Source organism: Methylosinus trichosporium OB3b (assembly GCF_002752655.1).
GTDB classification, from domain to species: domain Bacteria; phylum Pseudomonadota; class Alphaproteobacteria; order Rhizobiales; family Beijerinckiaceae; genus Methylosinus; species Methylosinus trichosporium.
The window spans coordinates 922,118-941,851 of sequence record NZ_CP023737.1 but is presented as its reverse complement, the minus strand read 5'-3'; the positions used below and the strand labels follow the sequence as shown (position 1 = coordinate 941,851).

13 protein-coding genes are annotated in these 19,734 nt (G+C 67.9%); 7 read left to right on the top strand and 6 right to left on the bottom strand.

Annotation, left to right across the window (positions count from 1 at the left end; translation table 11 throughout):
- Nucleotides 1-188 precede the first annotated feature (188 nt).
- The 5 genes from CQW49_RS04520 (at nucleotide 189) to CQW49_RS04500 (ending at nucleotide 6,274) form a co-directional block, all read left to right on the top strand.
- Complete coding sequence (locus CQW49_RS04520; RefSeq protein WP_003612903.1) at nucleotides 189-2,738, top strand: FtsK/SpoIIIE family DNA translocase; 2,550 nt, start codon at nucleotides 189-191, stop codon at nucleotides 2,736-2,738.
- Between the two features lie 200 nt (nucleotides 2,739-2,938).
- Complete coding sequence (locus CQW49_RS04515; protein WP_155931320.1) at nucleotides 2,939-3,157, top strand: hypothetical protein; 219 nt, start codon at nucleotides 2,939-2,941, stop codon at nucleotides 3,155-3,157.
- A complete protein-coding gene (locus CQW49_RS04510; protein ID WP_003612906.1) occupies nucleotides 3,154-3,441 on the top strand; it encodes a pentapeptide repeat-containing protein in 288 nt (95 codons plus the stop codon). Before CQW49_RS04515 ends, CQW49_RS04510 begins: the two co-directional genes overlap by 4 nt.
- A 113-nt stretch (nucleotides 3,442-3,554) precedes the next feature.
- Nucleotides 3,555-4,832, top strand: coding sequence for a NupC/NupG family nucleoside CNT transporter (locus CQW49_RS04505; RefSeq protein ID WP_003612909.1), 1,278 nt, complete (start codon nucleotides 3,555-3,557; stop codon nucleotides 4,830-4,832).
- 266 nt (nucleotides 4,833-5,098) lie between these two features.
- Nucleotides 5,099-6,274, top strand: coding sequence for an IS4 family transposase (locus CQW49_RS04500; protein WP_024749735.1), 1,176 nt, complete (start codon nucleotides 5,099-5,101; stop codon nucleotides 6,272-6,274).
- A 63-nt stretch (nucleotides 6,275-6,337) separates the two neighbouring features.
- Here the strand turns inward: CQW49_RS04500 and CQW49_RS24345 are convergent, their stop codons facing one another.
- From CQW49_RS24345 to CQW49_RS04480, 3 genes are all read right to left on the bottom strand, one after another.
- Nucleotides 6,338-8,101, bottom strand: coding sequence for a hypothetical protein (locus CQW49_RS24345; RefSeq protein WP_003615354.1), 1,764 nt, complete (start codon nucleotides 8,099-8,101; stop codon nucleotides 6,338-6,340).
- Between the two features lie 104 nt (nucleotides 8,102-8,205).
- Nucleotides 8,206-8,439 (bottom strand): XRE family transcriptional regulator, encoded by a 234-nt coding sequence (locus CQW49_RS04490; RefSeq protein ID WP_244441387.1) that lies wholly within the window; start codon nucleotides 8,437-8,439, stop codon nucleotides 8,206-8,208.
- A 262-nt stretch (nucleotides 8,440-8,701) separates the two neighbouring features.
- Nucleotides 8,702-10,075 carry a nucleotide disphospho-sugar-binding domain-containing protein gene (locus CQW49_RS04480; RefSeq protein WP_003615356.1) on the bottom strand — a complete coding sequence of 458 codons (1,374 nt, stop codon included), beginning with the start codon at nucleotides 10,073-10,075 and terminating at the stop codon, nucleotides 8,702-8,704.
- A 265-nt stretch (nucleotides 10,076-10,340) separates the two neighbouring features.
- Between CQW49_RS04480 and CQW49_RS04475 the strand changes: the two genes are divergently transcribed.
- Nucleotides 10,341-12,017, top strand: a complete 1,677-nt coding sequence (locus CQW49_RS04475) for a cyclic peptide export ABC transporter (protein WP_003615358.1) — start codon at nucleotides 10,341-10,343, stop codon at nucleotides 12,015-12,017.
- The gene (locus CQW49_RS04470; RefSeq protein ID WP_003615359.1) at nucleotides 12,014-14,386 is read left to right on the top strand and encodes a penicillin acylase family protein; all 2,373 of its coding nucleotides are present in this window, start codon (nucleotides 12,014-12,016) and stop codon (nucleotides 14,384-14,386) included. Before CQW49_RS04475 ends, CQW49_RS04470 begins: the two co-directional genes overlap by 4 nt.
- A 37-nt stretch (nucleotides 14,387-14,423) precedes the next feature.
- Here CQW49_RS04470 and olsB read toward each other — a convergent pair whose 3' ends face one another.
- The 3 genes from olsB to CQW49_RS04455 all read right to left on the bottom strand — a co-directional run bounded on the left by olsB (nucleotide 14,424) and on the right by CQW49_RS04455 (nucleotide 19,696).
- Complete coding sequence (gene olsB, locus CQW49_RS04465; protein WP_003615361.1) at nucleotides 14,424-15,326, bottom strand: l-ornithine N(alpha)-acyltransferase; 903 nt, start codon at nucleotides 15,324-15,326, stop codon at nucleotides 14,424-14,426.
- Between the two features lie 141 nt (nucleotides 15,327-15,467).
- Complete coding sequence (locus CQW49_RS04460) at nucleotides 15,468-17,837, bottom strand: OmpA family protein (RefSeq protein ID WP_099831737.1); 2,370 nt, start codon at nucleotides 17,835-17,837, stop codon at nucleotides 15,468-15,470.
- A gap of 116 nt (nucleotides 17,838-17,953) precedes the next feature.
- Nucleotides 17,954-19,696 (bottom strand): ATP-binding protein, encoded by a 1,743-nt coding sequence (locus CQW49_RS04455; RefSeq protein WP_051418929.1) that lies wholly within the window; start codon nucleotides 19,694-19,696, stop codon nucleotides 17,954-17,956.
- Between the last annotated feature and the right edge of the window lie 38 nt (nucleotides 19,697-19,734).

Genomic DNA, 19,734 nt, shown 5'->3' with positions numbered 1-19,734 from the left:
TCAAGGCTAACGGGGCGTCCCCCGCAGGGAGTTTTTGGACGGCGCCGCAGCAGCGGCGCGGCCCGGGCCGGCGAGGGTTAATCGCCCCTTAACCCCGCTTTCCTAGGCTCGGAATCGACATCCGGCGGAGGCTCGGGTCGCAGGCCGCCTCGCTGTCGTTTTCGCATAAGACCATCGGGCCTCTCCTCATGCCGCGCAGCAACGCTCTTCGCCGAGTTCCTGAGCCCGTCCGCGAGTTCGTCGCGCGGCGGTCGGCCGAGCTCGCCGGCGCCGCTCTGCTCGCCGGCTCGCTGGCGGCCGCTTTGGCGCTCGTCTCCTGGTCGGCGCGCGATCCCTCGCTCAACCATGCGACGAGCGGCAAGGTGCGCAATCTGCTCGGCTCCGGCGGGGCGATCGTCGCCGATATCTCGATGCAGATGCTCGGCGTCGCCACCATCGCCGCCATTCTGCCGCTGGCTCTGCTCGGCGCGCGGCTGCTGACCCAACGCATGGTCCACCGCCCTTTGTTGCGAATCGGCCTGTGGATCGTCGGAGCCGGCGCGGCGGCGGCGGTGGCCTCCTTCCTGCCGGTCACCGATCGCTGGCCGCTGCCCACAGGGCTCGGCGGCGTCCTCGGCGACGCGATTCTGTCTCTGCCCCGGCGCATCGCCGGCGAATCGACCGCGATCATGGCGCTGGTCGCCGCGCTCGCCTGCGGCCTCGCCATCATCGCGCTCACCGGCGCCGCCGGCTTCGGCTTCGAATCGCGGCCGGAGGTCGCGGCTGACGACCTCGAGCCCGAAAGAGAGAGCGACGAGGATGCGGACGAGGAGCCGGGCGTCGCGCTCGTCTCGCTCGGCGCGTTGATCCATGTGGCGCTGACGGTGAGGACACAGGTCTCCATGCGGCTCGCGCGGCTGTTCGCGCGTCGCCCGGCGGATGCGCTCGACATTCCGGCCGGACCGCCCCTGCTCGGCGCCCGCCGCGAGCCGGTGTTCGACACATTCTCCTTCGCGCCCGCCGCCTTCACGCCTGCGCCCCCGGCGCCGTCCCGCACCCGCGCTGCGCCCGCCGCGGCGCCCGTCGCCTATGAGGAAGAGGACGTCCCGCCGCCGGCGAGCGCCCGGGTGATGGAGCCGGCCGGTCCGCTGAAGCTCGGCAAGCGCGTGCTGCGCGAGCGCCAGCCGTCGCTGTTCGAGGGCAAGGGCGCGGCGCATTACGAGCTGCCGGGCCTGCTGCTGCTGAGCGAGCCCAAGAAGCCGGCCGTCGGCGCCAAGGTCTCGCAGGACGCGCTGGAGCAGAACGCGCGCCTGCTCGAGGGCGTGCTCGAGGATTTCGGCGTCAAGGGCGAGATCATCAATGTACGCCCCGGCCCGGTCGTCACGCTCTATGAGCTCGAGCCCGCGCCCGGCATCAAATCCTCGCGCGTGATCGGCCTCGCCGACGACATCGCCCGCTCCATGTCGGCGGTGTCCGCGCGCGTCGCCGTCGTCTCGGGCCGCAACGCCATCGGCATCGAATTGCCGAACCATCGCCGCGAGACGGTGTTCCTGCGCGAATTGCTCGCTTGCGAGGATTTCGAGAAGACCAAGCATCGCCTCGCCATCGCGCTCGGCAAGACCATCGGGGGCGAGCCGGTGATCGTCGATCTCGCGCGCATGCCGCATCTTCTCGTCGCCGGCACCACCGGCTCCGGCAAATCGGTCGCCATCAACACCATGATCCTGTCGCTGCTCTATCGGATGCGGCCGGAAGAGTGCCGCCTCATCATGGTCGATCCGAAAATGCTCGAGCTCTCGGTCTATGACAATATTCCCCATCTGCTGACGCCCGTCGTCACCGACCCCAAGAAGGCGGTGGTGGCGCTGAAATGGGCGGTGCGCGAGATGGAGGACCGCTACAAGAAGATGTCGAAGCTCGGCGTGCGCAATATCGAGGGCTTCAACCAGCGCGTCGTCGAGGCGCAGGCGAAGGGCGAGGTCATCACCCGCACCGTGCAGACGGGCTTCGACAAGGAGACCGGCGAGGCCGTCTTCGAACATGAGGAGATGGATCTGCATCCGCTGCCCTTCATCGTCGTGATCGTCGACGAGATGGCGGATTTGATGCTGGTCGCCGGCAAGGATATCGAAGGCGCGATCCAGCGCCTCGCGCAAATGGCGCGCGCGGCCGGCATTCATCTCATCATGGCGACGCAGCGTCCCTCGGTCGACGTCATCACCGGCACGATCAAGGCCAATTTCCCGACGCGCATCTCGTTTCAGGTCACCTCGAAGATCGACAGCCGCACCATCCTCGGCGAGATGGGCGCCGAGCAGCTGCTCGGCCAGGGCGACATGCTGTACATGGCCGGAGGCGGCCGCATCTCGCGCGTGCATGGGCCTTTCGTCTCCGACGCCGAGGTGGAGAAGATCGTCGCGCATCTGAAGACGCAGGGGCAGCCGCAATATCTCGATTCCATCACCACCGAGGACGAGATGGCCGAGGAGGCGGTCGAGGCCGCCGCGCCCGGCTCGATGGATGCGGAGGAATCGGGCGATCTCTACGACCGCGCGGTGGCGATCGTGCTGCGCGACCGCAAATGCTCGACCAGCTACATCCAGCGGCGCCTGTCGATCGGCTACAACAAGGCGGCCTCGCTGGTGGAGCAGATGGAGAGGGAGGGCGTCGTCGGCCAGGCCAATCACGCGGGCAAGCGCGAGATATTGGTGGGCGGCGGGATCGACCGCGGGGCGTTCGACATAGAGGCGGCGGAGTAGGGGCGCGCGGGCGGGAACTCGGATGCAATGGTGGCTGCAATTTTCTGAAGTCGTTCGGAATCTCGGCCTCGTGCTCGGCGGCGCCGTCGGCGTTTATCTGGGCTGGAAGCGGGTGACGGTCGCCAATCGGCAGGCCGAGGCGCAGACCCGTCAGGCGGAGTTGACCCGCCGGGACCATGTCGCGGAGCTTCAACCGGGCGGTGGGGCAGCTGAGAGACGAAAAGCTCGAGGTGCGGCTGGGGGCGATCTTCACGCTCGAGCAGATTTGTCTCGATTTCTCCGACTTGTCTGGTCCCGTGCTGCAACTGCTGACTATATATCTGCGGGAAAGCGCTGTAAACTATGGAGAAGCCGAGCCCCCGCCGGATGTTCGCGAGATCGTCCGGCTGGTGCGCGACCGGAGAGGACGTAGAGGATGACGCAGGCAGCTCGCAGCGCGGCGCCCCGTGAGTTCAAGATCGATCTGAGCGGGACGTTCATTCGGCGGACCGATCTCAGCAACGCCGATCTCGAAGGCGCCGACTTTCGCGGCGCAGATTGCGCTTTCGTGAACTTCCGCGGCGCGAATATGCGTGACGCCAAGCTGGACGGAGCCAATCTGAGAGGCGCCGACTTCACAGGCGCCCGCAACCTCACGCGCACGCAGATCGCGACGGCGATCGTGGACGAGCGAACCATCCTTCCCGACGATCTCGGGGATTGATCTCTTTCCAGAGCGAGCTTCTGAGGCTCGCGGTCCAGACCGCGCTCCCAGCGTGACCGGCGCGGTTCTTGCCATTAGTCTCCGGACGCATCGAACCGGAGATACCGAAAGCCATGGCGGATCTCGCGCGAGCCGCGCTCGCCTTCCTCTGCTTCTTCCTCGTCGCTTATGCCGTGAGCGAGGATCGCGCGCGCATTCCCTGGCGCGTCGTGATCGGCGGGCTCGCCCTGCAATTCGCCGCCGCCGCGATCCTGATCGGCTTCCCGCCTGCGCAAAAAATCGTGCTCGTCGCCAATGACGCCGCTCATGCGCTGCAGGCGGCGACGGACGCGGGCTCCAGCTTCGTGTTCGGCTATCTCGGCGGCGCCGCGCCGCCTTTCGAGGAGAAGAATGCGGGCGCGAGCTTCATTCTCGCCTTCAAGGCGCTGCCGATGGTGCTGACCATCTCGGCGCTCGCCTCGCTGCTGTTCCATTGGGGCGTGCTGCAGAGAATCGCCGGCGCCTTCGCCTTTGTGCTGCAACGTTCCCTCGGCGTCTCCGGCCCGTTGGCGCTCGGCGCCGCCGTGCACATCTTCGTCGGCATGATCGAGGCGCCGCTGCTGATCCGCCCCTATCTCGCGCGCATGCAGCGCGGCGAATTATTCGCGCTGATGAGCTGCGGCATGGCCGGCGTCGCCGGCACGGTGATGGTGATCTATGCGGGATTTCTCGCGCCTCGCCTCCCCGATGCGCTCGGCCATATTCTCGTCGCCTCGGTGATCGCGACTCCGGCCGCCATCGCCGTCGCCGCGGTGATGACGCCTTGGGTTCCCGGCGAGAAGCGCGACGCGCAGCTCGTCGTCGAGCATCCGCCGACCGGCGCCTTCGACGCCATCGTCAAAGGCGTCGCCGACGGCGTCGGCCCGCTGGTCGGCGTCGTCAGCGTGCTGCTGACGACGATCGCGCTGGTGACGCTCGTCAACATGGCGCTCGCGCATCTGCCCGTCGTCGGCGGCGAGACGGTCAGCCTGCAATGGGCCTTCGCGTTTTTGTTTCGCCCCGTCGTCTGGCTGATCGGGGTGCCCTGGAGCGAGAGCGCGCCGGCCGCCGCGCTGATGGCGACGAAGACGGTGGTCAATGAATTCGTCGCCTATCGCGACATGAGCGGCGTCGGGCCCGAGACTCTGTCGCCCAAGAGCCGGCTGATCCTCACCTACGCGATGTGCGGCTTCGCCAATTTCGGCAGCATGGGCATATTGGTCGGCGGGCTCAATGTGATGCTGCCCGAGCGCCGCGCCGAGATCGCCCGCCTCGGCCTCTTGTCGATCGTGTCGGGCACGCTCGCCACCGCGATGAGCGGCTGCGTCGCGGGAGTGCTGTTCGATTTGGGCGCGATTCACTTGCCGGGATGACGCGCGCGGCCATGAAGACAAAGGCGCATTCCTTCTCCCGCAGGGCGGGAGAAGGTGGCCCGGCGTAGCCGGGTCGGATGAGGGTCCATCCGATATCGCGCTATTCTTCGAGGCCCTCATCCGACCTCGCTTCGCGAGGCCACCTTCTCCCGCCCTGCGCACGGCTGTCCGGGGAATGAGTCGATAAGTCGCGGGCGCATGCCTGGTACTTCCGAAGGTTTCGGGGTATTTTCCGGTTGTCGAGACTGGAAAATAAAGGACCAGACATGCGCTTCCAGAATAGCGTTTTTGTCGACTTGCTCAAGCCGATCGATCGTCGCGCGTTCGGCCAAATCGTCGCGCGCCACAAGGGCGACGCCTACGACAAATCCTTCAAGAGCTGGGATCATCTCGTCGTCCTGATCGCCGCTCAGCTCGGCGGCGAAACGAGCCTGCGCAGCCTCGAGGCCGCCTTCAACGCCAACAGCGGCTCCCATTATCACCTCGGCGTCCGCAGGATCGCCCGCTCCACCCTCGCCGAAGCCAACGCACGCCGGCCCGTCGGCGTCTTCGCCGATCTTTTCGCGCGCCTCTCCTGCGAACTCGACCGCAGAACGCGCCGCGACGGCGCCGAGCTGCTGCGCCTCATCGATTCGACGCCTATCCCGTTGAGCAAATTCCACGACTTCGCCCGCTCGAACGGCCGCATCCACGGCATGAAGATGCACGTCGTCTACGATCCCGGGGTCGACCGCCCCTTCTGCGTCGAGGTCACGCCCGCCAATGTCAACGATGTCGAGATCGGCAAGAAGACGCCGATCGAGGCCGGCGCGACCTATGTCTTCGACAAGGGCTATTATGATTTCAAATGGTGGAGGGACATTCACGAGGCCCGAGCCTTGTTCGTCACGCGCCCCAAGAGCAACACCCGCCTCACCGACCTCGCGGATCGGGAGATGCCGCAGACGCGCGGCGAAGGCTACACCGTGCTCAGGGATTGCGAGGTCGAGCTCGCCAGCAAGGGCGACTCGAAACTGCCCATGCCGCTGCGTCGCCTTCATATTCAACGCGATGCGCTGAAGGACGGCAAGCCGCAGCTGATCGTCGTGATCACCAACGACATGACGCGTTCGGCGGTCGAGATCGCCGCGCTCTACAAGGCGCGCTGGGCCATAGAGCTGCTGTTCCGCTGGATCAAGCAGCATCTCAACATCCGCAAGTTTCTCGGCGAAAACGAGAACGCCGTGCGGCTGCAGCTGATCGCGGCGATGATCGCTTTCGTGCTGCTGCGCATCGCCGCCCACCGCCACGATATCGAACTCGCGCATCTGCGGTTCTCGGAGCTCGCCGGCAGGTTTCTGTTCGAGCGGCGACCGATCGACAGACTCGAACGGCCGCCGCCCAAATATCAGGCCGCGCGGCGGCGCATATCGCCGAGGCAGCTGGAGCTCGCCTATGCCTGATTTTCCCCGGACAGCCGTGCGCCCTGCGGGAGAAGGAAACGCGCGGCGAGAGTCGGAGAGCCGTCAACGCTTGCGCCTTTGCGGCGTGCGATTGCCGCTTTTCGCATGCGGAGCGGTCTTTTCCGCGCGGTGAGACTCGCGCGGTGGCGATGACTCGCTTTCGCTCTTCTCGGGCGCGCTCGGCCTTTCGCTCAGCTTCGCCGGCGCGCCGTCCTCGATCGCCTTTCCGAGATCGCGAGCGACGCCGCCCACCTCCTTCAGCAGCTTGATTTTCGCTGGCGCCAGCTGATCCACCAGCGTCGAGAGACCAAATGCGAAGAGGCTGATCCGCGTCAGCGTGCCGACGACGGGCGGAACCTTCTTTCTTATATCGACCCAGCAGTCTCCTGCGAGACCGCCGGCTTCTTTTAAGACGAGCGCAAGGCCGGCCCGCGCGAAGTTGCGAAGATCGAGCACGAGATAGGACAATTGCCGCGCCCGCTCGTCGGCGTCGCGCGCAATGGTCACGGACTTTTCCGTGTCCTGCAGCGCGCTCGCAGCGGCCGGCGTGACGTGCGGCGACTCGCTCGCCGCCGCGATCGCCCTCCTGCCTTGCTCGGCGATGTCTTCTTGCAGCTCCGGCTGCTGAACGATGCGCAGCGCCAGCGCCTCGGCCTCAATCAGCCGCACCTTCGGAAACAGCGAGACGAAATCGCGCACGGCGCCGGCGGCGTCGCCGAGCGCGGCGATCAGCTCGAGCGAATGCTCCTTGCGGCCGTCCTGCGAATTATAGACGTTGAAATCACGCTCGAGCGAATAGAGCGACGGCAGCAGATGCCCGACGCTCACATCGGCGAGCGCGGCGCCGAGCCGCGCTTCGAGCAGGGCGAGATTGGCCTGCAATCTCTTATCCGCTTGCGCGCGCTCCAGCCGCTCCCGCAACTCGCGCGCCTTGCGCTTGGCCTCGTCGTAGAAGGCCGCGGCGATCGTCTCGTCGATGGAAGCCGCCGTCTCCGGCGCCGCGTCGATCTTGTCGCCGACGATGCGAAAGCTGGTCGGCGCCGGAGATTGCTCGGCGAACTCGCGATCGTCGAGCGCTCGGTCCTCACGGCGCGGCTTTTTCTGCTTCAGGTTCTGCAGCTCCTCGTAAATCCAAGTGTTGGCGGCGACATGGCCTTGCTCCCAGATATTGAGAGGGACGCTCGCATAGATCAGTTCTCTTTTCATGCTCCAGCGAGATTTCTTCAGGCCGGCCTCGTACCAGTCGATCCAAACTTTCCAATTCTGGTCCTCTGGCAGGGTTGATCGGAGCCGCGACCAGTTTGTAGGTATTGGCTGCCATGCGTCGCCGAACCAAAGCGGTTCTGCTATCAGTGTGCTCGCCGACCCACCATTGGCGAGAAAATGGGCGTCACGTGACACAGCCTTCCAGTTGGCGTCGAAGGCGGGAGTAAAGGAGGTGCCAGCAGTCACCGCGAATGCAGCGTCGGCGGCGGCATCGGTGGCGTAGGCGGCGCCTGCAAACTCATCAGTGCGGGCGGTGAAGGCCGCGACGCGAGCTGCATAGCCGGCCGCGTCGACTGCGGCGCGATCAAACGGTCGAGTAGGGTATTTTGCAGCAATCCGCCCAATAGCGACGCAGCGAAATGCCGCAGAAGACAATAGAAGCAGGAGGGAAATTCGGTCATTCATCTCCTGTTGTGATATCTCTGAAACGAGAGGTAGCACCCGCATCGCCGCCCTCGTGGCGAGCACGATGCGCCACTCGTGTGGCTTGTCCTTCAGCCAAGCTTCTGACTCGCTAGTTGTCCGAAAAGTTGGTGCAATTCCATTCAAAATCTCGTTCATGCAAACCCGGCTCCCCCGGCCAATCTGAAGTCGCCGCGTTAATGTCGCAAGCGTCTGTTACGTCAGTCGAGACGAACAGCAATCCCGGCCATGGCGCGATAGCCCTACACCGCCTCCTCCCCCACATCCACCACCACGCTCTCCTCCCCGAAATGCGCGGTGATCTCGAGCCTTCCGCCGAGCGCCTCCACATAGCGCCGCAGATTGCTCAGCCGCATGTCGGCGCGCTTTTCGAGCTTCGCGACGGCCGGCTGGCCCACGGCGAGCGCCGCCGCGACCTCCTCTTGCGAGAGGTCGCGTGATTTGCGCAGCTCCTCGAGCGTCATCTGCTCCCGCAGCGCCGCCGCCTTCTCGGCGATCCGCGCCCGGCGCGCGGGCGTTAAATCTCTGCTGAGATCGCTGAACTTGGCCGGCGTCCGGTCATAGGATCATCCCCTCGTTCCGCTGTTCCTCGATGTCGATGTCGTCGAGCCGGTCGGCGACCGGGATCGTGCGCTCGTAGAAGCGGTCGTCCCAGGTCTTGTCGCCGCCGACGAGCAGAATCGCCGACGAGCGCCGTCACGTCATCCTGCCGCGCCTCGCCGAGTTCGTGAAACGGCCTCAGGCGTCGGCTTCGAGCAATTGCAGCGCGCGCGGGGCGTCGGCTGCGCCGCTCGGGCGCCGGTCTCGCGGCAGCAGCGATTCGATGAGGGCGACGCCGGCGCCGGAGCGTTCCGCTTCCGCGAAGCGCGCCCGCATGATCCGCAGCTGCGCCTTGATGAACAGGCTCGTCGTCGCGTCGTCGATCAGGGACTTCATCGAGGCGCTCGTCACCGTCCCGAAATCCCCGCAGACGGCGAGGCCGTGATAGCGCGCTCGCGCGGCGATGCCGGGGTGATCCGCGCCGAGGGGGAACAGCACCGACGGCACGCCGAAGAAAATGCATTCCTTCACGCTGTTGGCGCCCGCATGGCCGATCATCACATCGGCGTGCTGCAGCATCTGCAGTTGGGGCGCATAGTCGACGAGCCGGGCGTTGGCGGGCGCTTCGCCGAGCTCCTCGGGCCGGACATGTCCGCCGAGGGCGATCACGAAGCGGCGATGCGGAGACGCCGCCGCTGCGCCCAGCACGGCGCGGAAGAAGCGCAGGTAATCGCGCTTGGGACGCCATTTGTAGGTGCCGAGCGCGCAATAGGCGAGCGGCCGGTCGTCCGCGATGTCGCTCGAGACGAAGCCGCCGTCGTTGCGCTCGAGGCTGATCGAAGGCTCGATGAAATATTGGTCCGGCGCGTCGTAGCCGGGAAAGTCGAAGCATTTGGGAAACGGGATGATCTGGGGCAGCGTGACGGCGATCTCCATCGGAAAGTCCGCGTCGCGCCTGTAGCCGACGACGCCGTATTTGGCGGCGAGCCGTCGAGTGAGGACGGCGTGTCGGCCCTCGAGCAGGGCGAGCGTGATTTCTCGCCTCGTCCAGGCCGCGCGAATCCTCAGCGCCTGCCATATCGAGCCGTCGGGCCTCGGAATGAGGCCAGAACTGATCGGAGGAAGTCCAGAACCGCGTCTTGGAACCAGAGTGCTGCCGAGAAAGGCCGCTGGGACGCCGAGAGAGTGGACCATCAGCGCCGGCCATTCGGCGTATCGGCCCCCGGACAGCAGGACGAGGTCGGGCTTGGCGCGTTCGAAGGCCTCGAACACCTCGGCGTCGGCCCCGGCCACCAGCGCGTCGATGAAACGGGCGAACATCGCGTTCCTGGCGAGCCGAGCCGAAAGCCGCCACGGCCTCTCGGGCTCGACGAGGCCGGCAATGCTTCCTTTCGGAAAGAAGCGCTCGAAGAGGCAGATGAACTCGAATCCGTTCGCCTCCACGCTCGCGCGCGAATCGGCGACGCCGGCGTAGGCGACGCCGTGTCCCCGTTCTTTCAGGTCCAAGGCGAGCCGAAAGCTGGCGTTGAGCGAGCCGACTTCGTGCACGATGAAGAACAGAATATTCGCCATGTGGTCGATCCTCGAGATTGCAGCGCCGCGCTCGCTGCGGCGGCGCGGCCTGCTCGAAGACGTGGCGGCTGGACTCATCGCGCCAGCAGCGTGAGCCCGCTGGCACGCTTTCGCTCGTCCATGCGTCTTGGTGGCGCATAGGGACGCCGCCGGCGCGCCCGCTCTTCGCAGGATCGCGACGTGCCGCTCCATCGCGCCGACGCTCGAACATTCGACTCTAGAGGCCGCAGGCCACGTAGAGCGCCCGCCGCGCGGAGGCCGCGTCATGCATGATCGCCGCGCGCGGCCGCGACGCGCCGGCGCCTGGAGCCTGTGGAGCGTCTTCGCCGCGTCGAAGAGCACGCTCGCGGTGTCGCTCGTCACCGGCGTGATCGCCGGCGCCGCCAGCGCTGGCCTCCTCGATCTTCTCACGCGCGGCATTGCCGCGGGCCGTGAGCAGACGACGGAGGTCGTCGTCGGATTCTTCCTCCTCTGCGTCGTCTTCCTGGCGTCGAGCGCCGCCTCGCTGCTGCTGCTGTCGCGCCTCGCGCAGGACAATCTCTTTCATCTGCGCCTCGGCCTCGCGCGCCGCATTCTGGAGACGCCGCTGCATGTCGCCGAAGCGCATGGCGCGCATCGGCTGCTCGCGGTGCTGACGGAGGATGCGAACAGCATCGTCGCGGCGCAGAAGCTGCTCCCGACGCTGGTGATCGAAGGCGCGAAGGTCGTCGCCGTGTTCGTCTATCTGCTATGGCTGTCGCCGCTCCTGTGCCTGTTCATTCTGCTCTATGTCGGCGTCGTCCTCTGCGCGCGGCGGCCAGCGTTGACGCGCGCGCAGGGCTGGCTCGACAGCGCGCGGCGGACCGAGAACGCGCTGTTCGGCGCGCTCCGCTCGCTCGTCGAAGGCGGAAAGGAGCTGAGGATGAACGCCCGCCGCCGGCGCGCCTTCCTCGACGAGGAGCTCGCTCGCGCCGCGGATGATTTCCGCGGACACAGCATAAAGGCGCAGACGAGCTTCGTTCTGGTGGAGCGATCGTCGGACACGCTGTTCTTCCTGTTCCTGGGGCTGCTGCTGTTCTTGGTTCCCCGCTTCCTCGCGGTCGCGCCCGAGACGCTGACCGGCTTCGCGCTCGGGACCATGTTTCTCAGCGGGCCGCTGGGGATGGTCGGCGCCTGGCTGCCGATCATCGGCAAGGGCGTGGCGGCGATGCGCAACATCGAGGCGATGGGCCTCGCCGAGCCGGCTGTCGCCGCGCCGGTCGATCGCGCCGCCCTCCCGCCCGGCGCCATAGAGCTGCGCGGAGTGACCTATCGTCGGCGCGGGCCGACCGACGACAGCTCCTATGATCTCGGCCCGATCGATCTTCGCATCGAGCCGGGCGAGATTCTGTTCGTCACCGGCGGCAATGGCGGCGGCAAGACGACGCTCGCGCTCGTGCTGCTCGGCCTGTTCGCGCCGGACATGGGGGAGATCCGCATCGGCGGACGCCCCGTTGCGGCGGCCGACCGCGAAGCCTATCGGCAGAATTTCGCCGCTGTCTTCGCCGACGCCCATGTCTTCGAAGCTTTGCTCGGCTATAGCGACGAGCCGTCGCGGCGGCGCGCCGAGGAGCTGCTGGAGCGCTTGCGTCTCGCCGAGAAGGTCGAGGTCCGGGACGGACGATTCTCGACGGTCGAGCTGTCGCGCGGACAGAGAAAGCGGCTCGCTCTGCTCGCCGCCTGCCTCGAGGACAGGCCGATCCTCGTCTTCGACGAATGGGCGGCCGAGCAGGACCCGGCCTTTCGCGAGATGTTCTATAGACGCCTGCTTCCCGAGCTGAAGGCGAGCGGCAAGACGATCATCGCAATCAGCCACGACGACAGATATTTCTCCTCGGCCGACCGCGTGCTGCGCATGTCGTGCGGCCGCATCGAGCGCGAGGAGACGCCCGTCGTCGACGAGACGGCAGGGAGCCCCGCATGAAAATCCTTCGCGTCGCGACGATCTCGCTCGCGCTTCTCATTCTCGCCGTCGCGGCGACGGCGTTCGGCGCGCTGCGTCTCGCCTTGCCGGTCCGCAGCGGGACCCATGGTCTGCCCGGGCTCGCGCAGAGCGTGACCATTCGTTTCGACGACTCGGGCGCGCCGCACATCGCCGCTGCGAATCGCGAGGACGCTTTCGCCGCGCTCGGCTATGTCACCGCCGGCGATCGGCTGTTTCAGATGGATCTCCTGCGCCGCAAGAGCGCGGGGCGGCTCGCGGAGGTTTTCGGTCCGGCGCTGCTCGAGAGCGACCGCTTCGCCCGCACGATGAATTTCGATCGGCTCGCCGATGCGATCCTCGAGCGGCTTCCCGACGATGAGAAGCGCGCGCTCGACGCTTATGCGCGCGGCGTCCAGCAAGCGATGCGGGACGCCGTCGTGAAGCCCTGGGAGCTTCTGGCGCTCGGTTATGATCCGGAGCCCTGGCGCCCGCGCGACAGCATTCTCGTCGCGCTCACTTTCGCGCATATGTCGTCCTCGATCGAGAGCGAGCGCGCCGCGACCGTCATGCGCGCCGCGCTGCCCGCCGCCGTGGTCGAGTTTCTGACGCCCGAGAGCGATTGCTACAACGAAGCGCTCGCGCCGCGCTCGCCCGAGCGCTGCGCCGCCGGCGCGCATCCGCCCGAGGAGCTGCGCCCGTTGCTGCGCGCAGGCGTCCGCGCGTCGCGCGGCGCGGCGATCGTCGGCGTGACCGCTCCGATAGGGTCGAACGCATGGGCGGTGTCGCGCGCGCGCACCGCCGACGGCCGCGCCATTCTCGCGAGCGACATGCATCTCTTCCTGCAGCAGCCGAATGTCTGGTATCGCGCCCATCTCGCCTATGGCGACGTCGCCATAGAGGGCCTCACCTATCCGGGCGCGCCGCTCGTCGTCGTCGGCTCCAATGGGCGCGTCGCCTGGGGCCTCACCAATCTCGACGCGGATTTCACCGATCTCGTGAGGCTGCGTCCCGCCGGCGAGGATGGGACGAAATATGCGACCGCGGAGGGACCCCGCGACTATTCGATCCGCCGCGAGCGGATCAGCGTCCGCGGCGGCGAGGACGCGCTCCTCGACATCAAGGAGACCGTGTTCGGCCCCGTGCTGCCGGACCGGCTGCTCGGCGACGAGACCGCCTTGCGCTGGACCATGCTCGACCCGGCCGCGACCAATCTCGACCTCATGAACATGGACCGCGCCGTCGATGTGCGCAGCGCGCTGCGCATTCTCCAAGGCGTCGGCGTTCCCCCTCTCAACGCGATCGTCGCGGATGCGGGCGGTTCGATCGGCTGGACCCTCATCGGCAAGATTCCGAAGCGGCGCGGCTTCTCGGGTCGTTTCGCCGAGTTCTGGGACGATGGCGGCCACGGCTGGGACGGCTATTTCTCACGCGAGGAGCTGCCGGTCGTCGTCGATCCGCCCGAGGGCTTCATCGTCAGCGCCAATCAGCGCATGCTCGGCCGCGCCGATTTCGCGCCGGAGATCGGCCACGACTATTCGGGCGGCGTCCGCGCCTGGCGGATCGCCGAGCGGCTGCGCTCCGGCGCCTTCGTCGAGGCGGACATGGCGGCTCTGCAGCTCGACTCTTCCGCCGAATATTACCGCTACGACCGCGACGTGGCGCTCGAGGCTCTGCGCGCGTCGAAAATCGCCGACGCCGAGACCGAGGATCTTCTGCGCGCGCTGGAAGCTTTTGACGGACGCGCCGAGCCGAGCAGCCTCGGACTTCGTCTCGTGTTCGAGTTTCGCAGCGAGCTGAAGGAGGCGATGCTGGCGCCGATCCTCGAGCGATGCCGCGCGCTCGATCCGACGTTCCGTTATTTCTGGTCCAATGTCGACACATCGGTTCGCGCGATGATCGACGCGCGGCGGGCCGAATCGGACCGGGAGGAGTGGAACGGCGTGGTCGTCGCGGCGCTGAGGCGGGCGGCCGCTCGCCTCACCGCCGCGAGCGGCGAGACATCGATCGCGGGCCTCCGCTGGGGCGAGGAGAATCGCGTGCAGATGTTCCATCCGCTCTCCGGCGTCTCCTCTCTGCTCGCGCCTTTTCTCGATATGCCGAAGGCGGAGGTGGCGGGCTGTCCGGAATGCGTCCGTTTCCATGCGGTGTCGCAGAGCGGCAATGGCGTCGGCGCCAATGCGCGCCTCGTCGCCTCGCCGGGCCATGAGGACGACGGATTGTTTCAGATGGCGGGCGGCCAGTCGGGCCAGCCCGCCTCGCCGCATTATGCCGATCGCCATGCCGATTGGGTCGCCGGCCGCTCGCGCCCGTTGCGCGCGCGAAGCTTCGAGAGCGAGCTCGTGCTGGAGCCGGCGAAGGGCGCGCCGTGACGCGCGGCGAGGCGGCTCTCGCGCGAGGCCGCCGCCGTCACGCGGCGTGGCGCTCGCTCTCTGCGGCGCCGCCGAAATAATCGAGATAGCGGGCGTCGAGCTCGGCGACCTTCACGATGACGAAAACGTCGGTCGTGTTGAACTTTCGGTCGACCACGGCGCCGTCGCCGAACTTGGCGCCGACACGCAAATAGCCCTTGATCAGCGGCGGCAGCGCATTCATCGCTCTGCGCGCGTCGACGGCCTCTTTCGCCAGAATGGCCATCGGCACATGTAGGTCGCGCCGCGCGCTGACGCTCCACTCGTCCTCGGCGCTCGCATGATGCGCGAGGAAGCTCAGCGCCGCCGCATGAGCGAGCGGATTGGCGCCCTCGAAGCTGGCGCAGCCGATCATGGCGTCGATGCGATGATGGCGCACATAAGCCAATATGCCGCGCCAGAGCAGCTCGATCGTGCGCTTGCCGCGATATTGCTCCAGCACGCAGGAGCGTCCGAGCTCGAGGAAGCGCAGACCCGGATGGCGCGCGAGCAACGGCTCGAGATCATATTCGCTCGCCGAATAGAAGCCGCCTTTCTTCTGCGCGACCTCGCTGCGCAGCAGACGATAGGCGCCGACGACCTTCGGCTTGATCTTGCCGAAGCGGGTGCGCGCGGCGTGATCGATGACGATGAGATGATCGCAGAATTTGTCGAAGCGATCGGCGTCGCGGCGGGTGATCGCCGCTTTGGCGTCGGGGATGGCGCCGCCCTTGCGGAAGAAGACTTTGAAGCGCAAGCGCTGCGCCTTGCGGATTTCCTTCTTGCCGCAGGCGAGGCGAACCTCGAGCGCGCCGAGCCGCGCGAGCGGTCCGTCGAGTCCGTTGCTCTTTTTTTTCGGTCGCAGCAAAGGAAAAGCGCCGGCGATAATCTTGCGGCCGGCGTCGGCGTCGATCGCCCACATGTTTTCTTCAGTCCCCGCTTCCGAGCGCGCTCGCCTCGCGCAGCGCCGCCGGTGTGGGCTTTAGACCATGGACGGGCGAAGCTTTTGTGACGGCGCGCGTATCGCGCGCCGTCCGAGAATCGCGATCGTCGCAATGCGCGATCACTGCGACTGGGAGGTCGATTGTCCCTGTCCGTTGAGCAGCGGCGTGATGCGTCGCACGGTCACGCGGCGGTTCTCCCGCGAGGGACCTTGAACATCGACTTTTGGATATTGCTCGCCATATCCTTGCGTCGTCAGATTTTCCGCTGGCACGTCGAAGTCGCGCGTCAACAAGGTCGCGACCGATTGCGCACGGCGATCCGACAGCGACAGATTGTCGACATCCGAGCCGGTGGCGTCGGTGTGGCCCTCGACGAGAAAGACTTCGCTCGGATTATTGCGAATCGCCTGGTTCAGCGCCGTGGCGATGACCGAGAGGCGCTGCGCCTGATCGGGGGCGACCGTCCAGGAGCCCGAGTCGAATGTGATCGTGTCGATGTCGACGCTGCGCGTGTAGGCGCGCAGGCTCGGGCTCGCGCGCACCTCGTCCAGCGTGTAGCGACGCGGCACCGGCGCCACCGGCGGCGCCGTCAGCGTCTCATAGACGACCTGCTCATTCGCCGCGCCATAATCGACGACATAACGCTCGCGCGGAATGACGACGGGCGGCGGCGGCAGCATCACGACATCATCCGCATAGCCGCGCGGCGGCCCGCGGAACGAGTTGTCGATGAGGATGATCTCGCGTCCGTCCGGCAGGCGGCGGATGCGGCGCAGCAGAACGCCATTGGCGTCGGTGTAGGTGACGACCTCGCCGCCGTCTCGCCGCGGATAGACGGTGACGAATTCATCGCCGCGCCGCTCGCTGCGCAGGTCGACGCCGAGATCACGAAAGCGCTCGTTCTCGTCGTGGCGGATGTGAACGCCGTAAGGGTCGCGCACGATGGTGCGGCCGGGCTCCTCGATCACCGAGTAGCCGTCGTGGTCGAATTGCCGCCTATGCGTATGGACCTGATCCACGCGCGCGACGCCGGGTTGCGACAGCATGAAGCCGCCGACGAGGCCAGCCGCGGCGCCGATCGCCGCAGCGGCGGCGGGCGAGAGGCCGGAGCCGCCGCCGCGCTGCGGAGCGCCGGGCCGTCCACCGCCGCCGGCGACGGGTGGAACGCCAGGCCCGCCCGGTCCGCCCGGAGGCTGAAAGCGGCCATGCCCATCGAATCCTCGGCCGTCTGGCGCGGCCGCGATCGGAGGAGCGTTCGGGGGAGGAGCGGGTGGGACGCTCGCGCCGGGCGCCGGCGGGACGCCTGCATGGCCGCCCAAGAAATGGCCGGGACCGCCTTGGCCCGCGGGTCCGCCCAGCGGGTTGGTGGCGCCGAGGGCTGGGGGCGTATCGGGGCGACCTCCGGGAATATGTCCGGGACCGCCGTGGCCGGCGGGCGGGTCTCCCTGTGGGTTGGTGGCGCCGAGGGCCGGGGGCGTATCGGGGTGACCTCCGGGAATATGTCCGGGACCGCCGCGTCCGGCGGGCGGGTTTCCCTGTGGGTTGGTGGCGCCGAGGGCCGGGGGCGTATCGGGGCGACCTCCGGGAATATGTCCGGGACCGCCGTGGCCGGCGGGCGGGTCTCCCTGTGGGTTGGTGGCGCCGAGGGCCGGGGGCGCGTCGGGGCGACCTCCGGGAATATGTCCGGGACCGCCGCGTCCGGCGGGCGGGTCTCCCTGTGGGTTGGTGGCGCCGAGGGCCGGGGGCGTATCGGGGCGACCTCCGGGAATATGTCCGGGACCGCCGCGTCCGGCGGGCGGGTTTCCCTGTGGGTTGGTGGCGCCGAGGGCCGGGGGCGTATCGGGGCGACCGCCCGGAATATGGCCGGGACCGTTGCGGTGGGCTGGCTGATCGCCCTGTGAGTTCGCGGCGCCGATGGGAGGCGGCGTTGTGGGCCGACCGGCTCGCCTATGATCGAAAGCGCCGCCGGTCTCCCCGCCGCCATGAACCGCGCCAATCGGGGCGGACTCCGGCGCACGCCTTGCGCCGCCGGGGATGGCGTCTTCGACGGCGCGAACGGGCGCGGGGGGCCGCGCTGCGTGCGGCTGCGGCGCGGCCCGAGGAATAGCGAGGTCGGGACCGCGCCCGCCGAAGGCCGGGGCTCTGTGCGCCGGCGGATCGTCGAACGCCGGCCGCTGCGCCTGCGCAGGAGCCGGACGCGGCGCGATTTGCGGAGCGGGCATGGCCGCCGCCGGAGGCCGAGCCATCGGCGCATGTGGCTGGGGAGCCGCTCCCATGGGCGCGTGAGCCGGGGGCGGCGCGGCGGGACGAGGGGCTGCGGCGGGAGCCGCGCCGTGCGGCGGCGGCTTCTTGTCCTTGTCGTGAGGGTCGGGCGCGGCTTGCGCCAGTCGGACGGGCTCGAGCGCCTGCGCCGGAGCGATGGGGGTCGCGCCGAGAATCAGCGCCGGCGTCATGACGCCGGCCAGCAAAATATTTCTTGTTCTGCGCATGAGCTGTGTCCTCCCGGCTCCGCGGCGAATCGGTCGCCTCCCGTCAGATCGTGACTGGCCTATGACGTAGCCGATAGGCGAAATTCGCGCGAATCTATGGCCGTGGGGCTCGGCGCTCAGATCGCCGCGCGGGCTTCGCTTTCTCCTCCTCTGGAAGCGAGAGCCGCGCCGATCGCGGCGGACAGGGCGGAAAACTCCACCGGCTTGGTGAGCAGCGCGTCCACCCCCGCGCCGAGCGCCGCGCGCTCGTCCTGCTCGAGCGCGCTCGCGGTGAGGGCGACGATCGGCAGGCGTCGCGCCCCGGCGCGCGATTCTTCGGTACGAATCAGGCACGTGGCCTCGAGCCCGTCGAGATCGGGCATGAAGAGGTCCATGAGCGCGACGTCGAAGGTGCGAACTCGGCCGGCGCGCGCCGCGCGCGCGAGCTCGACCGCCTTGGCGCCATTCTCGGCGCGCGTGACCAGCGCGCCGAGCTTCTCGAGACGCCGGCATACGATCCGCGCGTTGATCTCATTGTCCTCGGCGACCAGAATATGCAGTCCCGCGAGCGTCGGCTCGGGCGCGACGAATTCGGTTTCGCTGCGGGCGGGCGGCGGCGCCGGCGACAGGCGCTCGACGAGCGAAGCCGCGCGCGCCGGCTTGACCAGCCAGCCGTCGAAGCGGCGCAGCGCCGCTTCGCCGAAGGCGCGCCGCTCCGCCGGCGAGAAGAGCAGTAGAGCCCGTCCGGCCCCGGCGCGTCGCGCCGCATGGGCGAGCCGTTCAGTCGCCTCCTCTCCGAGCGCGCAGTCGACGACGACCGAATCGAAAGGCTCGGAGCCGCCGAGATGGCGAGCCGCCTCGTCCTCGTCGCCGGCGATCTGCGCCAGCGCTCCGGCCTCGCGCAGAACCTCGGCTATATAGGGGCCCTCGAACAAGGTCGCCGAAACGATGAGCGCCCGCGTTCCGGCGAGGCAGACCTCGGCGCGAGCGCGCGTCTCATAGACGGCGTTCGCGCCGCGCGGGAGGGTGAACATGAAGACCGAGCCCGGACCCGGTCGATCCTCGATCTCGAGGCGTCCGCCCATGAGCTTGGCGAGATGGCGCGAGATGGCGAGGCCGAGACCGGTGCCGCCGTGACGGCGGGTCGACGAGCCGTCGCCCTGCTCGAACTCCTCGAATATGATCTCGCGCGCTCCGGGCGGCACGCCGGGCCCGGTGTCGACCACGCGAAAGACGAGCGCGCCTTCGGCGTCGATCTCCACTCTGAGGCCGACGCCGCCCTCGGAGGTGAAATTGACCGCGTTGCCGGCGAGATTGACGAGCACTTGGCGCACGCGCGCGGCGTCGCCTTCGATGCGTTCCGGCGCATTCGCCGCGATAAAGCCGGCGATCTCCAGATTTTTGGCTTCGGCGCGCGGGGCGAGCAGCTCCACGACCCCTTCGACCAAGGGCGCGAGCGCGAAGGATTCGATGCGCAGCTCGACCTTGCCGGCCTCGATCTTGGAGAAATCGAGAATGTCGTCGATGAGCTGCGCGAGCGAGCGCCCCGACGCCCCAATGGCGTCGACATAGCTCGCCTGCTCGGCGTCGAGCCGCGTCGCCGCCAGCAATTGGGCGAGCCCGAGAACGCCGTTGAGCGGCGTGCGGATCTCATGGCTGACCGTGGCCAGAAAGCGGGACTTGGCGAGGCTCGCCGCCTCGGCGCGGTCGCGCGCCGCCGCCGCCGCCCGCAGCTCCCAGATCTCGTCCCGCAGTCCCTCGAGCTCGGACTCGACCGCCGAGCGTCGCCGCATCCGCAAGAGGCGCGCGCAGCAGAAGGTTGCGCCGGCGAGCAGGCTGGCGGCGGCGAGACTGGCGAGCGTCTGCAAGAGAAAGGACATCCGGATTTCCCGATAGGCTGCGACCATGGCGATCATCC

What these genes read in the sequence shown, in the direction of transcription:
- CQW49_RS04505 (WP_003612909.1), top strand. Translation starts at nt 3,555, where the DNA reads ATGGCGGATCTCGCGCGAGCCGCGCTCGCCTTCCTCTGCTTCTTCCTC.
- CQW49_RS04500 (WP_024749735.1), top strand. Translation starts at nt 5,099, where the DNA reads ATGCGCTTCCAGAATAGCGTTTTTGTCGACTTGCTCAAGCCGATCGAT.
- CQW49_RS04455 (WP_051418929.1), bottom strand. Translation starts at nt 19,696, where the DNA reads ATGTCCTTTCTCTTGCAGACGCTCGCCAGTCTCGCCGCCGCCAGCCTG.
- CQW49_RS04510 (WP_003612906.1), top strand. Translation starts at nt 3,154, where the DNA reads ATGACGCAGGCAGCTCGCAGCGCGGCGCCCCGTGAGTTCAAGATCGAT.
- CQW49_RS04460 (WP_099831737.1), bottom strand. Translation starts at nt 17,837, where the DNA reads ATGCGCAGAACAAGAAATATTTTGCTGGCCGGCGTCATGACGCCGGCG.
- olsB (WP_003615361.1), bottom strand. Translation starts at nt 15,326, where the DNA reads ATGTGGGCGATCGACGCCGACGCCGGCCGCAAGATTATCGCCGGCGCT.
- CQW49_RS04520 (WP_003612903.1), top strand. Translation starts at nt 189, where the DNA reads ATGCCGCGCAGCAACGCTCTTCGCCGAGTTCCTGAGCCCGTCCGCGAG.
- CQW49_RS24345 (WP_003615354.1), bottom strand. Translation starts at nt 8,101, where the DNA reads ATGAACGAGATTTTGAATGGAATTGCACCAACTTTTCGGACAACTAGC.
- CQW49_RS04480 (WP_003615356.1), bottom strand. Translation starts at nt 10,075, where the DNA reads ATGGCGAATATTCTGTTCTTCATCGTGCACGAAGTCGGCTCGCTCAAC.
- CQW49_RS04470 (WP_003615359.1), top strand. Translation starts at nt 12,014, where the DNA reads ATGAAAATCCTTCGCGTCGCGACGATCTCGCTCGCGCTTCTCATTCTC.
- CQW49_RS04475 (WP_003615358.1), top strand. Translation starts at nt 10,341, where the DNA reads ATGCATGATCGCCGCGCGCGGCCGCGACGCGCCGGCGCCTGGAGCCTG.